This window comes from Streptomyces sp. 2114.4, from assembly GCF_900187385.1.
Taxonomy (GTDB): Bacteria; Actinomycetota; Actinomycetes; order Streptomycetales; family Streptomycetaceae; genus Streptomyces; species Streptomyces mooreae.
Genome location: NZ_FYEY01000001.1, coordinates 7,182,291 through 7,199,581 on the forward strand (window position 1 = coordinate 7,182,291; position 17,291 = coordinate 7,199,581).

Consider the following 17,291-nt stretch of genomic DNA (forward strand, 5'->3'; position numbering starts at 1 on the left):
CGGGAGACGGCCCCCGAACCGGGCACCGCCACCTCCGTCACCACTCGCGACACCTGACCCGGCAGGCCGGGGCCCGGCGCAGCACCGCCCGCCGGGCCCCGCACCGTTGCCGGCGCTCACCCCTCCGGCTTGGACGAATCCATCCCCGGCCGCGCCTTCTTCCACAGCCCGCGGGTGAAGTCGGGAATCTCCTGGGGAGCGCCGTTCGCCTTGATCGAGAGATCACTCAGCGGCACCGGCGCGGTCCAGGTTGCCGCGTCGTAGACGTCGAAGTCCGGTACCAGGCCGAGCCGCATGCACTGCATCAGCCGGAAGACCAGCATGTAGTCCATGCCGCCGTGCCCGCCGGGCGGGTTGGCGTGCTCCTTCCAGAGCCAGTGGTCCCACTCCGCGTACTTGGTGAAGTCGCCCCACTCGTCGTTGTTCTGGTCCGGCTCCAGGTAGATCCGCTCGGGGTAGTCCTCGAAGAGGCCCTTGGTGCCGCCGAGACTGTTGATTCGGCTGTAGGGGTGCGGGGTGGAGACATCGTGCTCCAGCCGGATCACCCGCCCCTTGGCGGTCTGTACGAGGCTGATGGTCCGGTCGCTCTCGATGTACGACTCCTTCCAGCTGGGGTCGTTCGCCGGCATGTGCTCCTTGCGGTACGCGGCGAGGCCGAGGGCCGGAGTGCCGACGCTGGAGATGCGCACGGCGCGGTCCCCGCGGTTGATGTCCATGTAGTTGGCGACCGGCCCGAAACCGTGGTTGGGGTAGAGGTCGCCGCGCAGCCGGGTGTGCCACAGCCGCCGCCACGGCCCCTCGTAGTACTTCGGGTCGAACATCAGGCCGCGCAGATCATGGATATAGGCACCGGCGCCGTGCAGCAGCTCGCCGAACAGGCCCGCGTGCGCCATCCGCAGCACCCGCATCTCGTTCCTGCCGTAGCAGCAGTTCTCCAGCTGCATACAGTGTCTGCGGGTGCGCTCGGAGAGGTGGACCAGTTCCCACAGCTGATCCAGGCGCAGCGCGAGGGGGCATTCCACGCCCACGTGCTTGCCGTTGAGCATCGCCGTCTTCGCCATCTCGAAGTGCCGGTCCCACGGCGTGGCCGCGTACACGAAGTCGATGTCGCCGCGCTTGCAGAGGTTTTCGAAGTCCTGGTCGCCGTTGGTGTAGACGGCCGGCGCCGGCTGTCCCGCGGCGGTGACCTTCTTGGCGGCCTTGGCGGTCTTGTCCTTCACCGGGTCGCACAGGGCGACCACGCGGACGCCCGGCATCGCGAGAAAGAGGTCGATCATGGTCCCGCCGCGGTTGCCGAGTCCGATGATGCCGACGCGGACGGTGCTGCGCCGCTCGAACGGCACCCCGATCATGGTTCTGCCCTTGGCGTCGGGCGACGCGGCGGCCGTGGCGGATTCGGCCGCCGCGGTCGTCGAGGGTGCGGCCGCCGCGGCCGGCCCGGACGACAGGCCGCCGAGCCCGAGTCCGGCGCCCGCCGCACCGGCGGTCCACAACACCGAACGGCGGCTCGGACCTGCCTCGTCGTGGTCGTGGTTCTGCGATGGTGCCTCGTTCATCGGTCCTCCAGGGGAGCGGTGGTGTGCCGGGGCATACGTGAACCTCGGTCAGGACCCTGTCGGCCGACGGCCTGAGGCACAAGAGGGCCGATCGGACTCTTGATGCGGCACTCTTGGACTCTCTGCCGCAATACCGGACGGCCTACGGCAACACCGGAGATCCGTCACCCGCACCTTTCGCAAGCCGCTGAAAAGTCTTGCGGAAAACCTTGACGTGTCCACACGGCAAACGGCAGGCTCCGATGCGGAAATCCCCCCCAGCGGCCCGGCGCGTGGCTGCACTCGTGGGCGCGGTACCTCCTGCCGTGCCCCATGACCAAGGAGCCGCAAGATGCAGCAACGTTCCCGTGTGCTGGGCGGGGCGCTGGCCGGCGTGCTGGCCGCGGCCGGCCTCGCCACCTTCGCGCCGTGGTCCTCCCAGGCAGCCCCACCCGGTGAAAAGACCGTCACCGCCACCCTGTTCGAGTGGAAGTACACGGAGGTCGCCAAGGCCTGCCGCACTCAACTGGGCCCGGCCGGCTACGGCTATGTCGAGGTCTCGCCCGCCTCCGAGCACATCCAGGGCGACCAGTGGTGGACCTCGTACCAGCCCGTCAGCTACAAGATTGCCGGACGGCTGGGCGACCGGAAGGCCTTCGCCTCGATGGTCAGCGCCTGCCACGGCGCGGGCGTCAAGGTCATCGCCGACGCCGTCATCAACCACATGGCGGCCGGCTCCGGTACTGGCACCGGCGGCACCCGGTACACCAAGTACCACTACCCGGGTTACTACCAGGACCAGGACTTCCACGGCTGCCGGAAGAGCATCACCGACTACACCAACCGCGACGACGTCCAGAACTGCGAACTCGTCGGGCTCGCCGACCTCGACACCGGCAGCGACCACGTCCGCACCACGGTCGCCCAGTACCTCGACGACCTGCGGTCGCTGGGCGTGGACGGCTTCCGGGTGGACGCCGCCAAGCACATCTCCGCCACCGACCTCGCCGCCGTCAAGGGCACGATGCGCGACCCGGGCTACTGGGTGCAGGAGGTCATCCACGGAGCCGGCGAGGCGGTGCAGCCCGAGGAGTACACCGGCGTGGGCGATGTCGACGAGTTCCGCTACGGCACCCACCTCAAGAGCGCCTTTCAGAGCGGCAACCTCGCCCAGCTGAAGTCCGTCGCCGACGGCAAGCTCGGCAGCGACAAGGCCCGCACCTTCGTCGACAACTGGGACACCGAGCGCAACGGCTCCACGCTGACCTACAAGGACGGCGCCGCCTACACCCTCGCCAACGTCTTCATGCTGGCCTCGCCCTACGGCTCGCCGAACGTCTACTCCGGCTACGAGTGGACCGACAAGGACGCCGGACCGCCCGGCGGCAGCGACGGCTGGACCAGCGAACACGCCAAGCAGGCGATCACCGGGATGGTGGGCTTCCGCAACGCGGTGGGCTCGGCGGAGCTGACCAACTGGTGGGACAACGGGGGCAGCGCCCTCGCCTTCGGCCGGGGCGGCAAGGGATTCGTGGCCCTCAACAACGGCGACGCCGAGCTGCACCGGACCTTTGCGACCTCACTGCCCGCCGGCACGTACTGCAATGTCGTCGCCGCCGCGCCGTCCTCGTGCGAAGGCCACACGGTCACCGTCGGGGACGAAGGGAAGGCACGGCTCTCGGTCCCGGCCAAGGGAGCGGTGGCGCTGCACGTCACCCGCTGAGGCGCACGCCCGAAGGCAGCTGACGGGCCGGGCGCGTGGCCCGCTCCAGCGCCAGGAGGGCCGAGCCATAGCCTCGGCCCTCCGTTGCCCGGTCCATGCCGATCTCGCACATCCGGTTCACACACGCCGGGTAGTAGACCGCCGCCGCCCCGGACCGCCGTGTCGTGGGCAGCGTACGGGCCGCCGCGCCGGGCATCCGCGGGAGCCATTCGGGTACCGGATCGGGGCGTACGGCCCTGCGGGCGGCGCGGGTCAGCGACGCCGTCAGCCGGTGGCCGATCCGGTCGGCGGCGGCCACCGCCAGCCGCGCCGCCCGTTCGACGGCCTGGAAGTGGCGGGCGGACTGTGCGGCGGCCCACTCCTCGCGCGGTGAGTGGCGCCGGTGCCGGAGGTCCCTCATCAGCGCGCCGGTGTCGATCCCCACCGGACAGGCAGGCCGGCAGAGCGAGTCGCCGGCGCAGGTGTCCACCGCGTCATAGCCGTACGACTCCAGCAGCGCGGTGGTGACCGGTGAGCCCGAGGGCTGCCGCGCCATCTCACGGCGCAGCACGATCCGCTGACGGGGCGTGGTGGTCAGATCCCCGCTGGGGCAGGCCGGCTCGCAAAAGCCGCACTCGATGCAGGCGTAGGCGGGGGCCTCGGTCTCCGGGATGGTCTTCAGGCCGCGCAGATGCGCCCGTGGATCGCGGTCGAGCAGGACGCGCGGCGCCAGAATGCCGTGCGGGTCCACGATCTTCTTGATCCGCCACAGCAACTCCGTTGCCCGCGGCCCCCATTCGAGCTCCAGGAACGGTGCGATGTTCCGGCCGGTGGCATGCTCCGCCTTCAGCGATCCGTCGAAGCGCCGGACGGTGAGCCGGCAGAACGCGTCCATGAAGGCGGCGTAGCGTGCCACCTCGGCCGGCTCCGTCAGTACCTGTGCCGCGGCCCGTTCGTATGCCTCCTGGGCGGCCTCGTCGGACGCCCGGAACTCCACCAGCAGCGCGGTGGTCTCTTGGGGCAGCGCCGCCCAGTCGGCCGGTACCCCGGCCACGCGCACCGAGGCGCGCAGCGTATTGCCGTCCATCAGCCCCACGGCCCGCGCCCCCGCCTCGTTGAACCGCGGTACGGCCGCGGCCGCGGCGCTCAGCGTCGGGAAGAACAGCAGCGCGCTGAAGGTGTGCCGGTCCAGCGGAAGGGTGTCGAAGACCGTCTCGGCGATGAAGCCGAGGGTGCCCTCGGAACCGGCCATCAGCCCGCGCAGGATCTCCACCGGCGTCGCGCCGTCGAGAAAGGCGTCCAGCCGGCAGCCGTTGGTGTTCTTGATCCGGTACTTGGCGCGGATCCGGGCCACCAGCTCGCGATCCGCCTCGATCTCCGCCTTGAGCGCCAGCAGGCCCGCGTGCAGCGCCGGTTCCTCCGGTTGACGCTGTGTCAGTTCAACGCGGTCGGTCCGGCCGGTCCGGTCGATGCGGTCGGTCCGGATCGTCGACCAGGGTGGACAGCAGGCCGCCGAGTACGTCGCGCTGACCGGCGGTCAGTGGGGCCAGGATCTCCTCCGCGGCGGCCCGCCGCGCGCTGCGCAACGCGCGCAGCGTGGAACGGCCGGTGTCGGTCAGCTCGATGCGCACCACTCGGCGGTTGGCCGGATCGGGCACCCGGCGCACCGCGCCGTGCGCCTCCAGCGCGTCCACCAGGGTGGTCACCGCCCGGGGCACCACCTCCAGCCGCTCGGCGAGGTCGGCCATCCGCGGCGGGGTGTCGCGGTAGTGGTCGACGATCCGCAGCAGCCGGGACTGGGCGGGGGTGAAGGCGATGTCCAGGTGCTCCAGGTGGTGTTTCTGGGCGCGGTGCATCCGGCGGGTCAGCCGTACCAGTTGCTCGGCGAGGTTGGTGGTGCTGACCGTCGGCTCGGGGGAGGGCATGGCGCGAGGATAGCGGATGACAGGACTTCATTCATTGTGAGCATAGGTAACAATGAGCTAAGCTCCACGATGCTCGGCCCGCAACTGCCGTCCGCAGTTCCTGCCGGTCCGTAGCCCCCGCCCGCCCGTAGTCCCGCCCCGCGTCATCCGTACCCCCTCGAAGGAGCCCATGCGCAGCGACGAACCCCAGTGGACCCCACCGCCCAAGGACCCGGGAAAGCCGGTCCAGTTGCGGCGGATCCTCGCGCTCTTCCGCCCCTACCGCGCCCGGCTGGCCCTCGTCGGCCTGCTCGTCGGCGCCTCCTCGCTGGTCTCGGTCGCCTCGCCCTTTCTCCTCCGCGAGATCCTGGACGTGGCGATACCCGGCCGGCGCACCGGCCTGCTGACCCTGCTCGCCCTCGGCATGATCGCCACCGCCGTCACCACCAGCGTCTTCGGCGTCCTGCAGACCCTGCTGTCCACCACTGTCGGCCAGCGCGTCATGCACGACCTGCGCACCGCCGTCTACGCCAAACTCCAGCAGATGCCGCTGGCCTTCTTCACCCGCACCCGTACCGGCGAGGTCCAGTCCCGGATCGCCAACGACATCGGCGGCATGCAGGCGACGGTCACCTCCACCGCCACCTCCCTGGTCTCCAACCTGACCTCCGTCATCGCCACCGTCTGCGCGATGCTCGCCCTCGACTGGCGGCTGACCGTCGTCTCGCTGCTGCTGCTTCCGCTCTTCGTCTGGATCAGCCGCCGGGTCGGCAACGAACGCAAGAAGATCACCACCCGGCGGCAGAAGCAGATGGCCGCGATGTCCGCGATGGTCACCGAATCCCTCTCGGTCAGTGGCATCCTGCTCGGCCGCACGATGGGCCGAGCCGACTCCCTCACCCAGAACTTCGCCGACGAGTCCGAGCGCCTGGTCGACCTGGAGGTCCGCGCCAACATGGCCGGCCGCTGGCGGATGGCCACCATCGGGATCGTGATGGCCGCCATGCCCGCGCTGATCTACTGGGCGGCGGGCATGGTCCTCCAGCTCGGCGGCCCGGTCTTCTCCCTCGGCACCCTGGTGGCCTTCGTCTCCCTCCAGCAGGGCCTGCTGCGGCCGACCGTCTCGCTGCTGTCCACCGGCGTGCAGATGCAGACCTCACTGGCGCTCTTCCAGCGCATCTTCGAATACCTCGACCTGCCGGTCGCCATCATCGAACCCGCCGAGCCGGTCCGTATCCCGGCGCCGCGCGGCGAGCTCCGCTTCGAGCACGTCCGGTTCTGCTACGACCCCGAGGCCGCCCCCACCCTCGACGGCATCGACCTGACCGTCCCGGCCGGCACCAGCCTCGCCGTCGTCGGCCCCACCGGCAGCGGCAAGAGCACCCTGAGCTACCTCGTACCGCGGCTCTACGACGTGACCGGAGGCCGGGTCACCCTCGACGGCACGGACGTCCGTGACCTCGACTTCGACACCCTCGCCCGCTCGGTCGGCGTGGTCTCCCAGGAGACCTACCTCTTCCACGCCTCGGTCGCCGACAACCTCCGCTTCGCCAAGCCCGACGCCACCGACGAGGAGATCGCCCGCGCCGCCAGGGCCGCCCAGATCCACGACCACATCGCCGCCCTGCCCGATGGCTACGACACCCTCGTCGGCGAGCGCGGCCACCGCTTCTCCGGCGGCGAGAAACAGCGCCTCGCCATCGCCCGCACCATCCTGCGCGACCCGCCCGTCCTCGTCCTGGACGAAGCGACCAGCGCCCTGGACACCCACACCGAACACGCCGTCCAGCAGGCCATCGACGAGCTGTCCGCGGGCCGCACCACCCTCACCATCGCGCACCGCCTCTCCACGGTCCGCGACGCCGACCAGATCGTCGTGCTGGACGCCGGCCGGATCGCCGAGCGTGGCACCCATGACGAACTGCTCGCCGCCGACGGGCGCTATGCGGCGCTGGTACGGCGTGACGCACACCTCACCCCCACCGACGATCAGATGATGGCCCCGTAAGTGACCCGCGGGTAAGGTCGAACGCGCGGCGGCCAGTTCACTGGTCGGGGTGGCCGCCGCACCCACTCCCCGGGCCGCGGCCTGCGGGGCTTCCTGTTCCGCTGCCCTTCCTGCGCTGCCTCCGCCCGTCCGATCAGGGAGCCCTCCGTGACAGCTGACGACCGTTCCGCCCGTGCGCTGGCCCGTCTGCTGGCCGGGATGGGCACCCTCCACTTACTCGCCCCGAGGCCGTTCGACGCGATCGTCCCCCGGCACCTGCCCGGCAGCCCCCGCACCTGGACGTACGCCAGCGGCGTCGCCGAACTCGCCGTCGCCGCCGCCGTTGCCCTGCCACGCACCCGCCGGGGCGGCGCACTGGCCGCGGCCGGCCTGTTCGCCGCGGTCTTCCCGGCCAACCTCAAAATGGCCCACGACTGGCGCCACCGCCCCGCCCCGCTCAAGGCCCTGGCCTACGCGCGCCTGCCCGGCCAGCTCCCATTGATCGGCTGGGCCCTGCACACCGCCCACGCCTCCCGCGAGAGCAGGCCGGCACCGGGCGCGTAGCACCGACCCGGGGACGCGACCTCTCGGCCGCGGAGTGCTTGGGGCATAGCCATCTCACGGTGCCCCGGCGGGCGCAGCGGAACCGGCCCCTCGTGGAGTCATCGCCGGTACGGTGGACCTCCGCCACGGGCCTGCGCCCGTCCCTTCGGATTGCGAGATGTCCGATGAACCAGATTGCAGCAGACACTTATCTGGCCGCGGCGGTGGTGGTGCACGATGCTCGTGTGCTGATCGTGCGCCGTAGCTACCGCGAGCGTTTTCTGCCCGGCGCGTGGGGCGTGCCGTGCGGGAAGCTCGATCGAGGGGAGTTGGCCGAAGCCGGCGCCTTGCGCGAGCTGAAGGAAGAGACCGGGATCCTCGGCACCATTGTCGCGCACACCGGATCCTCCGGTTTCCTGAGCGACTATCAGGGCCGCCGGGTCCACAACCACCAGGAGAACTTCATCGTCCGCCCCTTGACGCTCGAGGTCGTCCTGCCCAGTGCGGATCAGGCCTATGCGTGGGCGCGGCCCGCCGACCTGGCCGGGATCGGGGTGGACGCCTACAACCTCGGGGTGATCCGCCAGGCACTCGGCGGCCGGCTCGACGCCGCGGGGATCCATGCCATGACGGCCCGCTTCGGGCGCCTGGCGCCACCCCCTTTCAATAGCCCAAAGAACCTGCCAGGGAGTCGAGTTCGGCAAGGTAGACGGCCGGTGACAGCGGAGTCTTGGGCGGCGGATCCACCCGCTCGGCGCCGCCGGCCCTGAGGGCGCCGCCGCTCCGGTCGTCGTTGATGCTGTTGGTGGGGGAGCCCTGCGTGACGGAGCGGCTGCCCGTGGCGGAGTTGCCGACCGCGGCGGGGCCGTTCCTGACGTAGACATCGGTCACCGAGCGCTGTGGGGCGGTCTCCAGGAACAGCGTCACCGTCGGCTCCTCGCTCACCACCCGGTGCAGCGTGTGGGCGGCCAGGCCGTAGCTCCGGCCCGGTCCGTACTGCTCCGTGCACAAGAGCCGCAGGCGTGCGTCCCCGACCCGCCGGAGCCGCCAGGCGCCGCCGGGGCCGTCGATCGTCTCCCGGTAGGCGGTCGCGGGCACGCCGTTCGCGGCCGTTTCGTAGCACTCCATCCGGACGCGCCCGCGCACCACCGCCGAGGCGATCGCGCACCGGTGATTGTGGATGTCCTCGGGCGCCCCACGGGCCCTGCCGTGCCAGAAATGGACCCGCAGCATGAACCGCGGGGCGCCGGCCAGCAGCAACAGCTTGTCGAAGCCCAGTACATGACGGTACGAGAGCCGGGTGCACTCCGCCAGATCCAGATCACCGGCGGATAACCGGCGCACCAGCGGACCGAGCGTGTCCGGCTGCGCCAGCCGGGCGGTCACCGCGCGTGCCGACTCGGGCGACGGCGGCCCCGGCCCGCCGCCCAGCCGTTCCGCCAGCAGCCGCCGGGCTTCCTCGATCTGCATGAGTCCGCCTCCTCTTCGCCGCCCCCGACCGTTCCGTCGCTGCACACCACACCCTTGGCCCGTCAAGCCGACCCGATCACCCCGGATCGATCACCCGGCAGGGCGCCCCGGTCCGAAGACCCCACCTCTCGGAACTCCGGGCGGTGTCGCCTCATGGCCGGTAGACCATCAACGCATGCCGCCGCAGTACCGAAAGGCCCTGATACGCCATCCACACCGGGTGTCCCATGGGCCCGTCGTCCCACCGCCACACCCCGCCCCGCTGCATGCCGTGGACCCGCGCCACGGCAGTGGTCAGCTGTGCCTCCCACGCCGGCAGCCCCCCGTCCTCTGCCGCGACCTTGCGGGCTCCGTCCGTCATCAGCGCACGCGCCACCCAGGCGGCGGCGAAATGCCGTACCGACAGCAGCTCTTGATGCAGCGGATCCTCCTGGTCCGGCCGCCGGACCTCTTCCTGGCTGTTCTGCAGATCGGTCATGCCACCCGCCGGCGTCGCCGGGCCGGCCAGCAGCCAGCGCAGCCCCTCCTCGCGCACCGTACGCTGCCGCTCGTCCTCGCCCAGTACGCATGCGGCCCGGTCCAGTGCCACCACCGCCCGCGCGGTGTGCGCCGCGGACGGCGCCGGGTTGCCGCGGCCGCCGGCCAGCGCCGCGCCCCAGCAGCGGTGGTTGCCGCGCGCCGGGTCGGCCGTGGCGCCATGAACCAGCACCTCGCGCAGTCCTTCCAGCGCGGTGGCGCCGGGCGCCGCCCGCAGCAGTCCGCGCAGGACATTCGTCACGACATAGGTGTTGGCCAGCCCGGACGCGTCATGGTCGGGGTTCCACAACACCTCGCAGGAGCGTATTTCGGCCTCCAGCAGGCGTGGATCGGCGCCGGCCCGCGCCAGCGCACCCAGCACGATCGCGGACACCTCGGGCCGCGCCCCGCTGCCCTGGGAGCGGGCGGCCCACCCGCCGCCGGGAAGCCGCAGCCGCCACAGCGTCTCGGCCACCTGCCCCGCCCGTATGCGGCCGTCGTACGGCGCGATGTCGAGCAGCAGATGGAGCCCGTACGCCGTACCGAACGCCGTCGGGTGCACCGGTGGATCGCTCTCCGCGAGAGAGTGCGGCCATCCGGTGAGGGGGCCGTGCCCGGACACCTCGATCACCGAGAGGCCGCGCCGCAGCGCCTGGTACGTGCCGTCCGTCAGCTCGGGGAGCGATCCGGCGGGCGAGGGCGCGGGGCCGGTCGGTCCTTCCGCGACGGCATCCGTCGCCGCCGCGCGGGTCCGCAGCAGTGCCGCGGCCAGCCACACCACCGCACCCACACCGGCGCCGGCGGTCGCCGCCACGCAGTAACGCGCCGCCTCGCCCGCGAGATTCTGCGGCAGGATTCCCAGCAACGTCTGGAAGACGGCGAACGCGGCGGCCGGGACGCCCAGCCGCCCCAGCCACATCAGCAGCCGGGAAGGGGCGGAGTCCGGCGGAGGGGCAAGAGGCGGCCCTCCGGGACCCGGTGCGGGTAAGCGGCCGTCCGTGCCGGAACGCCGAGAGGGCAAGCGACCGGCCACGCCGGAACGCCGAGAGGGCAAGCGGCCGTCCGCGCCGGAACGCCCTGGTGGTAAGCCCTGCCGCAGCACCATCTGCTCCCTCCTCCCCCGGGCGCGCACCTCGCACAGCATGTGCGAAAAGCATCCCGACCAGTGTAGGAATCCCCACTGACAACGGGGTCGCACACCTGTCGCAGCCCTTCGTGGCCAAGGCGGCTCAGCTCCCGCTCCCCGCTCAGTCCGCTTCCGGTGCCGCCGCCAGCAGAATCACCTCCAGCGTCCGCGGCCCGTGCACCCCCTCCACCCGGTCGAGTTCGATGTCGCTGGTCGCGGACGGGCCGGAGATCCAGGTCAGCGGGCGGTCCGGTGCCACCCGTGGCAGCGCCTCCGGCACCGAGCCGACCACCTGGTCAGGGACGCGGACCACACAGAGGTGGTGATCCGGCACCAGGGTGATCCGGCGTCTGCCCTGATCGGGGCCCGCGTCCAAGATCAGGGTTCCGGTCTCCGCGATGGCCACCGCACAGCCGGTCAGCACACTGTCCACGAGGTCGAGTTCACGGGCCGTGCTCGACGCACGGTCCTCGACGAGGGCGACGTCGGCCCCGCTCGTCCAGGAGGCGTCCAGGCCCGTCGGGACCAGCACCGAGCGCGCCCCGCGCTCCGCCAGCAGCCGGCCGATCAGCCCGGGCAGCCCCTCGGCATCGGTGCGGTGCACGATCGCCCGGTAGTCCGCGAGATTCTCCGCGAGCAGATCCACGGTCTGTTCTTGTGTCCGGGCCCCGTGCACCCGCCGGTAGCCCCGTGCCACCGGCGGACCGCCCCGCCCCTCGCCGCCCGGCCGCTCACCGGCCGGCACATCCGCCAGCGCCTGCCGCACCCGCGCCAACACCACGTCCCGACTGCTCACTCGGCGTCTCCTCTGGCGTTCCCTCGCTGCTCCGACGACGTACCGGGGCCAGACGTCGTACCGGGGCCAGACGTCGTACCGGGGCCCGACGTCGTACCGGGGCCCGACGTCGTACCGGGGCCCGACGACGTGCCGGGCTCCGCCGCGGTACCGGGCTCGGCCGCCACACCGGGCTCCGCCGACGTACCACGCCCCGACGACATACCGCGGGTGCGCTGCCACCAGTCGCGGAAGGACTCAGCCGGCACCTCGGGCAGATCACGCGTCCGCGACCAGGCGCGGCCCGGCCCCGGCAGCCGCCGCGGATGCAGCCGCCGGGTGCGAGCCGCCAGCCGCATCCCGGTTCGCAGCGCGCCCGGGTGATCGAAAACCCAGCCCGCCGCGCGCATCGCGGCCCGCTCCGCGGCATGCCCCTTGGCCGGCTGGAGAACGGTGCGCGTCCCGCCCAGGGTGACCGGCCCGCCCTGCACGACCCGCTCCCGCAGATGCACCAGCACCTCGGGGATGTCGATGGCCACCGGGCACACCTCGTAGCAGGCCCCGCACAGCGATGAGGCGTACGGCAGCGACGCCTCCAAGGGGCCTGCCAGCCCGCGCAGTTGCGGGGTGAGGATGGCGCCGATCGGGCCGGGGTAGGGCGAGCCGTACGCATGCCCGCCGGCCCGCTCGTACACCGGGCAGACGTTCAGACACGCCGAGCAGCGGATGCAGCGCAGCGCCTGTCGCCCGACGGTGTCGGCGAGGGTGTCGGTGCGCCCGTTGTCGAGCAGCACCAGATGGAAGGTCCGCGGCCCGTCGCCGTCCGTGGTGCCCGTCCAGGTGGAGGTGTACGGATTCATCCGCTCGGCGGTGGAGGAACGGGGCAGCAGCTGCAGAAAGATCTCCAGGTCCTGCCAGCTGGGCACCACCTTCTCGATGCCGACGACGGAGATCAGCGTCTCGGGGAGGGTCAGACACATCCGGCCATTGCCCTCGGATTCCACGACGACCAGGGTGCCGGTCTCCGCGACCATGAAGTTGGCCCCCGAGATCCCGACCTTCGCGGACAGGAACTTGTCCCGCAGATGCAGCCGCGCCGCCTCGGCGAGCTCGGCGGGGGAGTCGGCCAGCCCTTCGGGTGCCGGGCGGCCCCAGGCGGCCATCTCACGGCGGAAGATGTCGCGGATCTCGGAGCGGTTGCGGTGGATCGCCGGGACCAGGATGTGCGACGGCAGATCGTGGCCGAGCTGCACGATCAGCTCGGCCAGATCCGTCTCGTACGCGCGGATACCGGCCCCGGCCAAGGCCTCGTTGAGCCCGATCTCCTGTGTCGCCATCGACTTGACCTTGACGACCTCCGTCTCGCCGGTCTCCCGCACCAGCCGGGTGACGATCCGGTTGGCCTCGTCGGCGTCGAGAGCCCAGTGGACCTGCCCGCCCGCGGCGGTGACCGCGGCCTCCAGCCGCTCCAAATAGTGATCGAGATGGCGCAGCGTACGGTCCTTCACCGCGGCGCCCGCGGCCCGCAGCTCCGCCCAGTCGTCCAGCTCCGCAACGGCCTTGGCCCGTTTGTCGCGGATGGTGTGCGTGGCATGGGTGAGGTTGGCGCGCAGCCGGGTGTCGCGGGTGGCGGTGGCCGCGGCACGGGGGAAGGCCGGCATACCCAGGTAGGTCCCGCTCACCGCACGCGCCCTTCCGTACTGGCCGTACTGGCCAGGATCTCGGCGATATGGACCGGGCGGACCGGCGCGCCCCGGCGGCTGAGGGTGCCGCCGATGTGCAGCAGACAGGAGTTGTCGATCGCGCAGACGGCCTCGGCACCGGTGGAGAGGACGTGGCGGACTTTGTCGGCGCCCATCGCCGCCGAGACCGCCGGGTTCTTCACCGCGAAGGTGCCGCCGAACCCGCAGCACTCCTCGGCGCCCGGCAGCTCCCGCAGCTCCAGCCCCTCGACGTGCTCCAGCAGCCGGCGCGGCCGGTCGCCCAGCCCCAGCATCCGCAGGCCGTGACAGGTGGGGTGGTAGGTGACGGCGTGCGGAAAATAGGCACCGACATCCTCCACCTTCAGTACATCCACCAGAAACTCGGTCAGCTCGTACGTCTTGGGCACCGCGACGGCCGCCGCATCGACGAGTCCCCGCCCACGCCCTTCGGCGGCCGCCTTCGCCGCGATCCGCGGGTAGTTGTCCCGCACCATCGCCGCACACGAACCGGACGGGGTGACCACGTACTCGTAGTCCTTGAACGCCCGGTCGAAGCGGCGCATCAGCGGCTCGGCCGCCTGCCGGTACCCGGTGTTGAACTGCGGCTGGCCACAGCAGCTCTGCTCGGCCGGGAAACCGACCTCCACCCCCAGCCGCTCCAGCAGCGCCACCACCGCCTGCCCCGTTCGCGGATGGAGCATGTCGTTGATACAGGTGACGAACAGTGCTACGCGCACGTTGCCCTCTCCTTTCGGCTGCCTTTCGACTGCCACAGCCCCTGGCGGCCACCCGCTTCCGCGGTACATGATCACCTGGCGGCTCATCCTGCCCCAGCAGCAGGCCAACGAGAAGAACCAGGAGCGGAGGACCATGTCGAGTGCCGAGCACATAGCCGAGGAACAGGCACCGAACGGTGCCCGCCCGCCGTCACGGCTGCGGCAACTGGCCGCCGCCTGGCCGAGTCGATGCTGAATGTTTGCTGACTCACCTGACGATGAGTCAGCAGCCCTCCGGACGTCCGGGCTGAGGCTTTGCGCGGGTGGAGGTGCTCGCTCCGAGTGCCGGGCGCCCTTGATGGAGCGGTCGACGGTGAAGGTTCGCTTGTGGCGCGTAGCGCTACGAAACGTGGAGAGGCCGGCGCGGTGTGATTGCCGTGCTCGAAGGCGGGGAGATGCGTGATCATGGGAGCTTTCATCGAAGGGCCTGCGTCCGAGGATGGGTGGTCGGATTCCCCTGTCGGAGGGTCTCGTACTGGCGTCATGACCCCTCCGGCGCGTCCTGTGCGGCAGCTGCTCGCCGCCTCGGTCGGCAATGCGGTTGAATGGTACGATTGGTACACATATACCTTTCTGGCCACGTATATCGCCGCGCAGATCTTTCCCATGGGCGCGGCGAATTCGCTGGTGCCGCTGCTCTCGACGTTCGCGGTCTTCGCGGTGGGATTCTTCATGCGGCCCGTCGGCGGACTGTTGATGGGCGCGGTCGCCGACCGGCGCGGGCGCCGTGCGGCGCTGACGGTGACCATTCTGCTGATGGGCGGCAGCAGCCTGCTGGTGGGACTGACGCCGACGTACGCTGCCGCCGGGATCCTCGCACCGGTCGTCCTCGTCCTGGCCAGGCTGCTGCAAGGGCTGTCGGTGGGCGGGGAGTTCGCTGCCTCGACCACGTTCCTTGTGGAGTCGGCCGGGCCGGGGCGGCGAGGGCTCTTCTCCAGCTTCCAGTATGTGTCGACGACCATCGGCCAGCTCGTCGCTTCCGGCGTCGCGGCGATGCTCGTCGCGAATCTCGCGCCCGCCACCATGGGCAGCTGGGGCTGGCGGGTCCCGTTCGTGCTGGGCGCGCTCCTGAGCCTCGTGGGCTTCTGGGTCCGGCGCGGCGCGCGCGAGACGCTTCCCCAAGCTCTCAACTCCGTTCGAGCAGAGAAGACCCCCATCGAGGAGCAGGCGAAGGCGTCCCGGCCAGGCCTCTTCGAGGCGTTGCGCCGCCATCCGCGTGAGTCGCTGCTGATCTGCGGAATCACGGCGGGCGGCACCCTCGCGTACTACACGTGGACGTCGTATCTGCCGACGTACGCCGAGCTCAACGCCGGGGTGGAGAAAGCGGACGCGCTGCTGGCGGGCACCCTCTCGCTGACGTTCTTTGCCGTGCTCCAGCCCCTCGCGGGCATCCTCTCCGACCGGATCGGGCGCAAGCCGCTGCTGCTGATGTTCGGGATCGGCTTCGCTGTGCTGATCGTGCCGCTGCTGCGCATGCTCGACGACTCGTTCGTCACGCTGCTACTCGTGCAGTGTGCGGGCATGATCCTGCTGAGCGGCTTCACGGCGGTCTCGGCGGCCGTGAACGCGGAGACGTTCCCGGCACGGGTGCGCGCCGCAGGAATCGGTTTCCCCTACTCGCTCACCGTTGCGCTCTTCGGCGGCACGGCGCCTTATGCCGGCACGCTGTTCAAGGACATGGGGCACGCCGGTTTGTTCCCCGTGTACGTAGCCGTACTGTGCCTGGTCTCCTCCGCCGTCTACCTTCGACTGCCCGAGACCGCTCACAGCCCGCTGGAGCGGTGAGGGCACGAGGTATCCGCTCCGGAGGACGGCCTCTTCCCGGGGCGTCGAAGGCGAGACCTGGACACCTGCACCATGAAGTCGTCTACCTAGTTGCCCTTCATGCGTGCCTCTGAAAACCGCTTGAAGCAGTGGCGCGGTATCGCCACCCGCTATGAGAAGTCCGCGACCATCTACCTGGCCCGACTGCACGTCGCCGGCATCTTCCGCTGGTCCACCGGGTGATCCACTAGCTCAAGTGATGCTGTGCCCAATCAGAGACGGCGCTCAGCCGGGCGGCGGCTTTGCCAGGGTCACCGGTTCGGGTGGGCTGGCCCACCTCGAAGTCGTGGCCGGTCAGGCCGCTCTCGTCCTCGACGATGCGAGCGATGCGATAGGCCAGCTCCATCACCTCCAACGCCGCCGGACCCGAGTGACGGTAAGCGACCTCGATGTGGGCTGTGTCGCCGCAGTAGTCCAGCTGCACGCGTCCTGGCGGACCCACGGTCTCAAGGGTGAGGCTGTACAGGTACTCCTCAGACTCGACAGAACCGATGTCCCGCGAGACTCGTCTCAGGATCCGGTCCCACTCGTTCCGTTGAGCGTCGGTAAGCCGGAGCAGCGGCAGGTCGGCCTCGGGATCGAAGCCGGCGTTGAGGCGGTCAAGGGATTCCTGAAGCGTCAGGCCCGGCTGCACCCGCACGGGCGTGATGTCGTAGGTCACCGGGTGAATCTATGCAACCTTCCGCTACTCGGCCACAGCATTAATCCTGCCTCCAGAACCAACTCGCTCGTGGTGGGACAGCTCGTCGGAGTCGTTGGCCCGGGGATGGTCCGGATCTTGATTGATGCGGGCTGTGGAACTGCGGCTTGGCTTGTACGGGTCTTCGTTCCGTGATGGACGGCCGGCACCGATAAGCGAAACGCTTCCCCGTGTAGCCGCCCAACAGTATGCAGTGGTCGGCCCCTACGGCACTCGCTCGAGCTCCCGGCCAGAGAAAGGCACCGGCCACGTTGCTCTGCACGCGCAAGCTCTAACGCTGCTGGCGCAGGCGGCAATCCGCTGGCCGTGGTCACCATGGGGTGGCCACCCGCTCTGAGGGATACGGTCCCACATGGCACAGGTTGTAGACCGCGTCATGTGCGGTCCAGGGTGGTCCAGGTAATGCGTGTAAGTGCAGGTCAGGCCGCTGTGGTCGAGGAGTGACTACAGTGTTGGTGATAGCCATGTGAGAGATGAGTACCCCCGCCTGTAGGTGCCGACGGGGGTGCTGCGTGTCGCGGCGGGTCTCTCTGCGGGGCGATCGATGCGGTCTGTCGAGGTGGGGTGTCTACGTCCCTCACGGCACAGATAGTCGAGTCGGCCAGTTCCGGCCTGTAGGTACTCGGCCTGCGCGCCCGCTCGTCCGTGGGGCGGCCGGCGCGCCGCATCGCTGGGGCGATGTCCTCGCCCCAGCGCAGTGCCGACGTCACGTCCAGGCTCAGGCCCACGG

General features: G+C 70.7%; 15 protein-coding genes and 1 pseudogene. 7 read left to right on the top strand and 9 right to left on the bottom strand.

Annotated features, from left to right (window positions below; all coding sequences use genetic code 11):
- Positions 1-116 precede the first annotated feature (116 nt).
- On the bottom strand, positions 117-1,556 hold the full coding sequence (locus CFW40_RS31660; protein ID WP_088801189.1) for a Gfo/Idh/MocA family protein: 1,440 nt from the start codon (positions 1,554-1,556) through the stop codon (positions 117-119).
- Positions 1,557-1,887: 331 nt separating this feature from the next.
- Between CFW40_RS31660 and CFW40_RS31665 the strand changes: the two genes are divergently transcribed.
- Positions 1,888-3,258 (top strand): alpha-amylase family protein, encoded by a 1,371-nt coding sequence (locus CFW40_RS31665; RefSeq protein ID WP_088801190.1) that lies wholly within the window; start codon positions 1,888-1,890, stop codon positions 3,256-3,258.
- 28 nt (positions 3,259-3,286) lie between these two features.
- Here the strand turns inward: CFW40_RS31665 and CFW40_RS31670 are convergent.
- Both CFW40_RS31670 and CFW40_RS31675 read right to left on the bottom strand, forming a co-directional pair.
- Positions 3,287-4,654, bottom strand: a pseudogene (locus tag CFW40_RS31670) (FAD-binding and (Fe-S)-binding domain-containing protein); the annotation flags it as partial.
- Between the two features lie 22 nt (positions 4,655-4,676).
- Positions 4,677-5,162 (bottom strand): MarR family winged helix-turn-helix transcriptional regulator, encoded by a 486-nt coding sequence (locus tag CFW40_RS31675; protein ID WP_088801191.1) that lies wholly within the window; start codon positions 5,160-5,162, stop codon positions 4,677-4,679.
- A gap of 169 nt (positions 5,163-5,331) precedes the next feature.
- Between CFW40_RS31675 and CFW40_RS31680 the strand changes: the two genes are divergently transcribed.
- The 3 genes from CFW40_RS31680 (at position 5,332) to CFW40_RS31690 (ending at position 8,441) form a co-directional block, all read left to right on the top strand.
- Positions 5,332-7,149 (top strand): ABC transporter ATP-binding protein, encoded by a 1,818-nt coding sequence (locus CFW40_RS31680; RefSeq protein ID WP_088801192.1) that lies wholly within the window; start codon positions 5,332-5,334, stop codon positions 7,147-7,149.
- A 147-nt stretch (positions 7,150-7,296) separates the two neighbouring features.
- Positions 7,297-7,692 (top strand): hypothetical protein, encoded by a 396-nt coding sequence (locus tag CFW40_RS31685; protein ID WP_176956322.1) that lies wholly within the window; start codon positions 7,297-7,299, stop codon positions 7,690-7,692.
- Positions 7,693-7,856: 164 nt separating this feature from the next.
- On the top strand, positions 7,857-8,441 hold the full coding sequence (locus tag CFW40_RS31690) for an NUDIX hydrolase (RefSeq protein ID WP_088801193.1): 585 nt from the start codon (positions 7,857-7,859) through the stop codon (positions 8,439-8,441).
- On the opposite strand, the gene CFW40_RS36785 is transcribed toward CFW40_RS31690, so the two are convergent.
- From CFW40_RS36785 to CFW40_RS31710, 5 genes are all read right to left on the bottom strand, one after another.
- Entirely contained in the window at positions 8,335-9,141 is an 807-nt protein-coding gene (locus CFW40_RS36785) for a hypothetical protein (protein ID WP_093642021.1), read from the bottom strand. The two genes, CFW40_RS31690 and CFW40_RS36785, sit on opposite strands and share 107 nt — an antisense overlap.
- A gap of 151 nt (positions 9,142-9,292) precedes the next feature.
- On the bottom strand, positions 9,293-10,576 hold the full coding sequence (locus CFW40_RS31695) for a hypothetical protein (RefSeq protein WP_256331179.1): 1,284 nt from the start codon (positions 10,574-10,576) through the stop codon (positions 9,293-9,295).
- Positions 10,577-10,904: 328 nt separating this feature from the next.
- Positions 10,905-11,579, bottom strand: coding sequence for an LUD domain-containing protein (locus CFW40_RS31700; RefSeq protein WP_088801194.1), 675 nt, complete (start codon positions 11,577-11,579; stop codon positions 10,905-10,907).
- A complete protein-coding gene (locus tag CFW40_RS31705; protein ID WP_256331178.1) occupies positions 11,576-13,240 on the bottom strand; it encodes a lactate utilization protein B in 1,665 nt (554 codons plus the stop codon). The genes CFW40_RS31700 and CFW40_RS31705 overlap by 4 nt, the downstream gene beginning before the upstream one ends.
- Positions 13,237-13,998 carry a (Fe-S)-binding protein gene (locus CFW40_RS31710; RefSeq protein WP_088801195.1) on the bottom strand — a complete coding sequence of 254 codons (762 nt, stop codon included), beginning with the start codon at positions 13,996-13,998 and terminating at the stop codon, positions 13,237-13,239. The genes CFW40_RS31705 and CFW40_RS31710 overlap by 4 nt, the downstream gene beginning before the upstream one ends.
- A gap of 67 nt (positions 13,999-14,065) precedes the next feature.
- Here CFW40_RS31710 and CFW40_RS36405 point away from each other — a divergent pair, with 67 nt between their 5' ends.
- The 3 genes from CFW40_RS36405 to CFW40_RS38455 all read left to right on the top strand — a co-directional run bounded on the left by CFW40_RS36405 (position 14,066) and on the right by CFW40_RS38455 (position 16,044).
- Positions 14,066-14,233 (top strand): hypothetical protein, encoded by a 168-nt coding sequence (locus CFW40_RS36405; protein ID WP_176956321.1) that lies wholly within the window; start codon positions 14,066-14,068, stop codon positions 14,231-14,233.
- Positions 14,234-14,520: 287 nt separating this feature from the next.
- Positions 14,521-15,822: an MFS transporter gene (locus CFW40_RS31715; protein WP_088801196.1), complete on the top strand. Its 1,302-nt coding sequence runs from the start codon at positions 14,521-14,523 to the stop codon at positions 15,820-15,822.
- Positions 15,823-15,921: 99 nt separating this feature from the next.
- Positions 15,922-16,044 carry a hypothetical protein gene (locus CFW40_RS38455; RefSeq protein WP_256331177.1) on the top strand — a complete coding sequence of 41 codons (123 nt, stop codon included), beginning with the start codon at positions 15,922-15,924 and terminating at the stop codon, positions 16,042-16,044.
- 4 nt (positions 16,045-16,048) lie between these two features.
- Here the strand turns inward: CFW40_RS38455 and CFW40_RS31720 are convergent, their stop codons facing one another.
- The gene (locus CFW40_RS31720; RefSeq protein WP_088801197.1) at positions 16,049-16,522 is read right to left on the bottom strand and encodes a hypothetical protein; all 474 of its coding nucleotides are present in this window, start codon (positions 16,520-16,522) and stop codon (positions 16,049-16,051) included.
- Positions 16,523-17,291 lie beyond the last annotated feature (769 nt).